Source organism: Cobetia sp. (assembly GCF_983723665.1).
This window is the reverse complement of the sequence record NZ_CFDJES010000011.1, coordinates 20,235-28,117: the sequence shown is the minus strand read 5'-3', so window position 1 is coordinate 28,117 and position 7,883 is coordinate 20,235. Positions and strand designations below refer to the sequence as shown.

The 7,883-nt window shown below is 66.8% G+C and carries 7 protein-coding genes; all 7 read left to right on the top strand.

Annotation, left to right across the window (positions count from 1 at the left end):
• The first annotated feature begins 65 nt into the window (after positions 1-65).
• The 7 genes from AC4FAH_RS02510 to AC4FAH_RS02480 all read left to right on the top strand — a co-directional run bounded on the left by AC4FAH_RS02510 (position 66) and on the right by AC4FAH_RS02480 (position 7,882).
• A complete protein-coding gene (locus AC4FAH_RS02510) occupies positions 66-1,556 on the top strand; it encodes a CoA-acylating methylmalonate-semialdehyde dehydrogenase (protein WP_490245613.1) in 1,491 nt (496 codons plus the stop codon).
• Positions 1,557-1,685: 129 nt separating this feature from the next.
• Complete coding sequence (locus AC4FAH_RS02505; protein ID WP_043331325.1) at positions 1,686-2,852, top strand: acyl-CoA dehydrogenase family protein; 1,167 nt, start codon at positions 1,686-1,688, stop codon at positions 2,850-2,852.
• A 53-nt stretch (positions 2,853-2,905) separates the two neighbouring features.
• The gene (locus tag AC4FAH_RS02500; RefSeq protein ID WP_054555504.1) at positions 2,906-3,724 is read left to right on the top strand and encodes an enoyl-CoA hydratase; all 819 of its coding nucleotides are present in this window, start codon (positions 2,906-2,908) and stop codon (positions 3,722-3,724) included.
• Entirely contained in the window at positions 3,721-4,905 is a 1,185-nt protein-coding gene (locus AC4FAH_RS02495) for an enoyl-CoA hydratase/isomerase family protein (RefSeq protein ID WP_490245610.1), read from the top strand. Before AC4FAH_RS02500 ends, AC4FAH_RS02495 begins: the two co-directional genes overlap by 4 nt.
• Before the next feature lie 85 nt (positions 4,906-4,990).
• Positions 4,991-5,905, top strand: a complete 915-nt coding sequence (gene mmsB, locus AC4FAH_RS02490) for a 3-hydroxyisobutyrate dehydrogenase (protein ID WP_213113963.1) — start codon at positions 4,991-4,993, stop codon at positions 5,903-5,905.
• A gap of 63 nt (positions 5,906-5,968) precedes the next feature.
• On the top strand, positions 5,969-6,382 hold the full coding sequence (locus AC4FAH_RS02485) for a rhodanese-like domain-containing protein (RefSeq protein WP_107336265.1): 414 nt from the start codon (positions 5,969-5,971) through the stop codon (positions 6,380-6,382).
• Positions 6,383-6,502: 120 nt separating this feature from the next.
• Complete coding sequence (locus AC4FAH_RS02480; protein WP_490245609.1) at positions 6,503-7,882, top strand: MATE family efflux transporter; 1,380 nt, start codon at positions 6,503-6,505, stop codon at positions 7,880-7,882.
• Position 7,883: the final 1 nt, after the last annotated feature.

The following is a 7,883-nucleotide window of genomic DNA, read 5'->3' as shown; positions in this document are numbered from 1 at the left end:
CTACCGGTTCACTGGATCTGCTGTCACGCCTGCGCGCCGTGGTCGCCGGTGACAGCGCGCCGCTGGTGCTGCCTCAGCTGATCAATGGTCAGTTTGTCGAAAGTCGCGCCGATCAGCACCTGAGCGTCACCAACCCGGCCACCAACGGCGAGATCGCCCGCGTGCCCCTGTCACCGCTGAGTGAGCTGGATGAAGCGCTGGACCACGCCGAGCAGGCCTTCCAGCGCTGGCGCAACACGCCGGTGCCGACCCGTGCCCGCCTGATGCTCAGCTATCAGCATCTGCTCAAGCAGCATCATGACGAGCTGGCCGAGATCATCTCCCACGAGCTGGGCAAGACCTTCGAGGACGCCAAGGGCGATGTGTGGCGCGGCATCGAGGTGGTCGAGCACGCCGCCAACATTCCCAGCCTGCTGATGGGCGAGACGGTGGAGAACGTCGCCACCGGCATCGACAGCTATTCCGTGACCCAGTCGCTGGGTGTCTGCCTTGGGATCACGCCGTTCAACTTCCCCGCCATGATACCGCTGTGGATGTTCCCGCTGTCCATCGCCTGTGGCAATGCCTTCGTGCTCAAGCCGTCCGAGCAGGTGCCGCTGACCACGCTGCGGCTGGCGGAGCTGTTCATGGAAGCGGGTGCCCCCGAGGGCATCCTGACCGTGGTGCAGGGCGGGCGCGATCAGGTCAATCATCTGCTCGCCCACGAGATTCCGCGCACCGTCAGCTTCGTCGGCTCGGTACCGGTGGGTCAGCACATCTATCGCACCGCCACTGACAACCTCAAGCGCGCCCAGTGCTTCGCCGGGGCCAAGAACCACATGGTGATCATGCCGGACGCCCCGGCCGACCAGGTGGTCAACGCGCTGGTCGGTGCCAGTGTCGGCGCGGCGGGTCAGCGCTGCATGGCGATCTCGGTGGCGGTCTTCGTCGGTGATTCGAAGGCCTTGATCGAGCGCGTGCGCGACGCCCTGGCCGAGGTGCGCCCGGGCGCCTGGGATGACAAGGGCGCCAGCTACGGGCCGCTGATCTCGCCGCAGGCGCTGGAGCGCGTGACCGGCTGGATCCAGCAGGGCGAGCAGGAAGGTGCCGAGCTGCTGCTGGATGGTCGCGGCGTCTCGGTGGCGGGCTATCCCGATGGCAACTGGCTGGGGCCGTGTCTGTTCTCCAAGGTGACGCCGGAGATGGTGCTCTATCGCGAGGAAATCTTCGGGCCGGTGCTGTGCTGCATGGAGGCGGCGGACCTGTCCGAGGCCATCGAGCTGATCAACAACAACCCCTACGGCAACGGCACCTCCATCTTCACGCGCTCCGGCGGCGCGGCGCGGCGCTTCCAGAACGAGATCGCGGTCGGTCAGGTCGGCATCAACGTGCCGATTCCGGTGCCGCTGCCGTTCTTCTCCTTCACCGGCTGGCGCGGCAGCTTCTTCGGCGATCTGCATGCCTATGGCAAGCAGGCGGTGCGCTTCTATACCGAGACCAAGACGGTGACGGCGCGCTGGTTCGACGATGCGCCGGCCGAGGGCAATCAGCCCAACTTCTCGATCCAGATGCGCTGAGGGCTCTCTTCACAAGACCGCTGAGGGCTCTTCAGATGCGCTGATGGCTCCTCAGATGCGCTGAGCCGCTTTGACAGGCCCGGGCGATAGACCCGGGCCGACAGAACAAGGACAACAGGAGGCAGCTGCATGAACTTTTCGCTGACCGATGACCAGCGTGCCCTCCAGGAGGGGGCGCGTGCCTTCGCGGATGCCGAGCTTGCCCCGCATGCCGCCGAGTGGGACGCCACGGCCCACTTCCCCATCGAGACACTTCGCAAGGCGGGCGAGGCCGGTTTCATGGGGCTTTACGTCCCCGAGGAGCACGGCGGCCTTGGCCTGCCACGCCTCGACAGCTCCATCATTCTCGAGCAGCTGGCGACCGGCTGCATCTCGACCACCGCCTACATCACCATCCACAACATGGTGGGCTGGATGATCGCCAGTTTCGCCACGGACAGCTGCCGCGAGCAGTGGGTGCCGGCGATGGTGGCAGGCGACAAGCTCGGCTCCTACTGCCTGACCGAGCCGGGCAGCGGCAGTGACGCCGCCAGCCTGCGCACCCGCGCCGAGCGCGAGGGCGATGACTACTATCTGAGTGGCTCCAAGATGTTCATCTCCGGTGCCGGCGCCACGGACGTGCTGGTGGTGATGGCGCGCACCGGCGAGCCGGACAGCGGCGCGGCGGGTATCTCGGCCTTCGTGGTGCCGGCTGACGCCGAGGGCATCAGCTACGGCAAGAAGGAAGACAAGATGGGCTGGAACAGCCAGCCGACCCGGCTGGTGAGCTTCGATCGCGTGCGGGTTGCGGCGGCCAATCGTCTGGGCGAGGAGGGCGAGGGCTTCCGCTTCGCGATGAAGGCGCTGGATGGCGGTCGCATCAACATCGCCACCTGCTCACTGGGTGCGGCCCAGAAGGCGCTGGAGCTGTCGCGGGATTATCTCGGCGAGCGCAAGCAGTTCGGGCGCGAGCTGGCCCAGTTCCAGGCCCTGCAGTTCAAGCTGGCCGACATGGCCACCGAACTGACCGCGGCGCGCACCCTGGTGCGGCTGGCGGCCTTCAAGCTCGATGAGGGCGACGCCGAGGCCAGCGCCCACTGTGCGATGGCCAAGCGCTTCGCCACCGACATGGGCTTCGAGGTCTGCAATCAGGCACTCCAGCTGCATGGCGGCTACGGTTATATCCGCGAGTACCCGTTGGAGCGGCTGGTGCGTGACACCCGTGTGCACCAGATTCTGGAAGGCACCAACGAGATCATGCGTCTGATCATCGCGCGGCGTCTTCTGACGCCGGGCATGATCGAGTCGCTGGCGTAACGCCGCCTCCACTTCAATTCGTCATTGGTTACCATCTTTCAGGGAGTTACATGATGTCATCCAGTCAAGGGCCATGCCTCGTTCTCGAGAAGGATCGTCATATCGCCCGGGTCACCATCAACAACCCGCCGGCCAACACCTGGACGGAAGCGTCCTTGATCGAGCTGGAGCAGCTGCTCGACGAGCTGGAGGGCGATGGCAGCGTGAGTGCGGTGGTGATCACCGGTGAGGGCGACAAGTTCTTCTCCGCCGGCGCCGATCTCAAGACCTTCGCCGATGGTGACAAGGGCGTCGCCGCCACCATGGCGCGTCGTTTCGGGCTGGCCTTCGAGCGGCTGGCCAACTTCCCGGGCGTGACGATCGCCGCCGTCAACGGCTACGCGATGGGCGGCGGGCTCGAGTGCGCGCTGGCCTGTGACATGCGTATCGTCGAGCGGCAGGCCAGGCTGGCACTGCCGGAGGCCAAGGTGGGGCTGTTGCCGTGTGCGGGCGGCACCCAGCACCTGCCGTGGCTGGTCGGCGAAGGCTGGGCCAAGCGCATGATCCTGTGTGGTGAACAGGTGGATGCCGAGACCGCCGGTCGCATCGGGCTGGCGGAAGAGGTGGTCGAGACCGGCCAGAGCTTCGAGCGCGCGCTGGCGATCGCCGAGAGCGTCGCCAACCAGAGCCCGAGCGCCGTGGCACGCTGCAAGGCGTTGATCATGTCGTCGCGCCATCGCGGCATGAGCGATGGCCTGCGCATGGAGCGCGAGCTGTTCGTCGAGCTGTTCGATGACCCCAACCAGAAGGAAGGCGTGAGCGCCTTCCTCGAGAAGCGCGCCCCGCAGTGGGTCTCGCGTCAGGAAGAGGTGAAGGGAGGAGGGCGCTCATGAGCCAGATAGAAGGTGTCACCGCCAAGGCCGCGACCGATGTCGAGGCGCCCGTGGTGTTCGAGACGCGGCGCGCCCGCGACGGCAAGCAGCTGGGAATCGTGCGCCTGAACGCGCCGCGTTCGCTGAATGCGCTGTCGCTGGCCATGATCGAGCGCATCGAGGCACAGCTGGATGCCTGGGAGCTGGACAGCAGCATCGCCATGGTGTGGCTGGAAGGCGCCGGCGAGCGTGCGCTGTGTGCCGGTGGCGATATCGTGGCGCTCTATCAGGCGATGACCACGGCGCCTGCCAACGAAGGCGCAGACCCCCTCGAGGCGCTGGATGATTTCTTCGCCACCCGCTACTTCACCGCCGAATACCGGCTCGATCACCGCCTGCATACCTTCCCCAAGCCGCTGCTGGTCTGGGGTGGCGGCATCGTGATGGGCGGCGGCATGGGGCTGTTCGCCGGCGGCTGTGAGCGTGTGGTCACCGAGAGTTCGCGACTGGCGATGCCGGAAGTCAGCATCGGTCTGTACCCGGATGTCGGTGCCAGCTGGCTGCTCAATCGCCTGCCGCGTGGCATCGGAGAATATCTCGGCGCGACCGGTGCGCAGCTGAATGCCCGCGATGCGCTGGATCTGGGGCTTGCGACACGCCTGATTCCCGATGAGCAGCGCGAGGCGCTCAAGCAGGCGCTGTGCGAGGGAGAATTCGGCCGTCATCCGTCGCGTCATCTGAGCCAGGTGCTGAGCGAGTTCGAGCGCCGTGAGCTGGCACCGCCGGGGCAGGTGCTGCCGCTCTTCGATCACCTTCAGCAGCTGGTCGCCGGGCGCGAAGTGCAGAAGGCCTGCCAACGAATCATCGATGATCCCCAGGCGCGCAGTGACTGCAATGCGTGGCTGAGCGCCAACCGCGAGCGCCTGCTGGCCGGCTGCCCCAGTTCACCGCATCTGGTGTTTCGCATGCTGGGGCGCCATCGCCACTCCTCGCTGGCGGAGGCCTTCCGTGACGAGCTGACCCTGTCGGTGCGCTGCTGCATGGGCACCGAGCTTGCCGAAGGGGTGCGCGCCCTGCTGATCGACAAGGACAAGCAGCCGCAGTGGGCCTATGCCTCGATCGCCCAGGTCTCCGAGGAATACATCGACGGCTTCTTCGCGCCGCTGTGGGAAGAGGATGAGCATCCGCTGATGGACCTCTGAGCGCGCTTTTCAGCACCGGCGGCAGGCGCGGCCATGCCGCCGGACGCCAATGACAACAAGAATCTGTTCACAAGGAAGCATTGCCATGACATCCATCGGTTTCATCGGACTCGGCAACATGGGCGGGCCCATGGCGCTCAATCTGGTCAAGGCTGGCCATGCGGTAAGGGTCTTCGATCTGGTCGAGTCGGCCATGAGCGAGCTGGTCGAGGCGGGCGCCACCCGTGCGGCATCTCCCGGAGAGGTCGTCGAGGGTGTCGAGGTGTTGATCAGCATGCTGCCGGCCGGTCAGCACGTGCGAAAGCTCTATCTGGGTGACAAGGAGGACGGTGCGGGTGGCCTCCTGGCCGCGCTCGACGCCTCGGTGCTGGTGATCGACGCCTCGACCATCGCGCCGGATGACGCCCGTCTGGTCGCGCGCCACGCCGCCGAGCGTGGCATCACCTTCATGGATGCTCCGGTGTCCGGCGGGGTCGGGGGTGCACGTGCCGGTACGCTGAGCTTCATCGTCGGCGGTGAGGCGGACGGCTATGCGCGTGCCGTGCCGCTGCTGGAAGTGATGGGCAAGAATCTGTTCCATGCCGGCCCGGCCGGCAGCGGCCAGGTCGCCAAGATCTGCAACAACATGCTGCTGGGCATCCTGATGAGCGGCACCGCCGAGGCGCTGGCGCTGGGGGTCAAGAACGGGCTGGACCCGGCCGTGCTCTCGGAGGTGATGAAGCAGTCATCCGGCGGCAACTGGGCGCTCAACGTCTACAATCCCTGGCCCGGCGTGATGGAAGCCGCGCCGGCCTCCAATGATTATCAGGGCGGTTTCCTGGTCGATCTGATGACCAAGGATCTTGGCCTTGCCTGGGAGATGGCGCTGGGCTCGAAATCGGCGGTGCCAATGGGCTCCCAGGCGCGTAATCTGTTCGTCCAGCATGCCGCCCAGGGCGCAGGGCGCCTCGATTTCTCGAGCATCCAGCGCTTCTATCGCTGTGGCGAGGCGGATGCGTGAGCTGTCACGCAGTCAGCCGCTGACATGCACCCCGAGGACAACATCATCTGCAAGGAGCACCCCATGATTCGACCGGTCAGTGAGCTGGTGGCCGCCGCCGAGACGGAGATCGAGACCCTGTCGCCCCGCGAGCTGCGCGAGGCGCTGGAAGAGGCCCGCGCCGGCGGCACGCCGCTGACGCTGGTGGACATCCGCGATGTGCGTGAGCTGGAGCGGGAAGGGCGCATCCCCGGCGCCATCCACGCGCCGCGCGGCATGCTGGAGTTCTGGGTCGACCCGGCCTCGCCCTATCACCGCGCCGACTTCGCACGCGAGGGGCGCTATGTGCTGTTCTGTGCCGGCGGGCTGCGCTCGGCGCTGGCCACCAAGTCGCTCAAGGACATGGGCTTCGGGCCGGTGGCCCATCTGGGGGGCGGCTTCGCGGCCTGGCGTGAGGCGGGCGGAGAGGTCGTCTCGCCCTTCATGCAGGGCAACTGATGCAGCGCGGGGAGGCTCGGCGCGATCCGGCGTTGCCCCTCACCTGACACGCTGATGCTTTACACTGTTCGGCCCCGCTGGCGCCTCGCCGGTCGGGGTCGTTTTCTGTCCGGAGCCTGTATGTCTGACCCTGATACCCCTGCCACCCCCAGACGTGCCTCGTCTCGGCGTGGCACGCGCGATCTGGTGCGTGACCCGATCGCCTCGACGCTGGCGCGCATGACGGGGCCGGTGATCGGCGGCATCGTCACCATGATGCTGTTCAACCTGGTGGATGCCTGGTTCATCGCCCAGCTGGGCACGCCGGAGCTGGCGGCGGTGACCATGACCTTCCCGGTCACCTTCGGCGTGATCAGCATCGCCATCGGTCTGTCCATCGGCACCACCGCGGTGGTGGGGCGCCGGCTGGGGCGAGGCGAGCTCGAGACCGTCAAGGCGCGCACCACGGATTCCAGTCTGCTGGGGCTGCTGCTGGGGCTGGTGATGCTGGTGCTGGGGCTTGCCAGCATCGAGCCGCTGTTCGGGCTGCTGGGGGCCGATGACACCCTGATGCCGCATATCCGCGATTACATGCAGGTGTGGTATTTCGGCGCGCCCTTCGTGTTGCTGCCGCGTGTGCTGGGCAGCGTGCTGCGCGCCGAGGGCAATACGCTGGTGCCCTCGCTGGTGATGGCGGCGGCGGGGGTGCTCAATGCGCTGCTCGACCCGCTGCTGATCTTCGGCATCGGTGACTGGCAGGGCATGGGCGTGGCGGGCGCGGCGCTGGCCACGGTGCTGTCATGGCTGGCGATGACGCTGGGCTTGCTGGCATTGCCACTGCTGCGCGCGCGACTCGATTTTCGTCACCTGAGCGTGACGCGGCTGGTGACGTCATGGCGCGAGGTCGGGGCGATCGGCCTGCCTGCCGCGCTGACCAGCGTGATGACGCCGATTGCCACCGCGCTGGTCACGCGTATCGTCAGTCAGCATGGTCACGCAGCGGTGGCGGCGTACGGCATCGGCTCACGCATCGAGTCGCTGGCGCTGATTCTGGTGCTGGCGCTGTCCATGACGCTGTCGCCCTTCATCAGCCAGAACGACGGTGCCGGGCAGCAGAGGCGCGTGTGGCGCGCCATCCACGGCGTGCTGGCCTTCATTCTCGTCTGGCAGCTGGTGGTCTGGTTGGGGCTCGGGCTGGGCGGAGAGTGGATCGCGGCGCGCTTCGCCGAGAGTCAGGAGGTCGCGGGACTGGTCAGCACCTATCTGTGGCTGATACCCGCCGCCCTCGGGGCCCAGGGCGTGATCATTCTCGCCAATTCCAGCCTCAATGCGCTGCACAAGCCGCGCCGCGCGATGATGCTCTCGCTGGTGCGTCTGTTCGCCTTGCTGGTGCCGCTGGCCTGGCTTGGTGGCGCCCTGTATGGCGTGATCGGCATCTTTGCCGGGGTGGCGACAAGTTACCTGTTGATGGGCGGCATCAGTTATCTGGCGCTGCGTTCGGTCCTCAGGCAGCGCGCCTGAG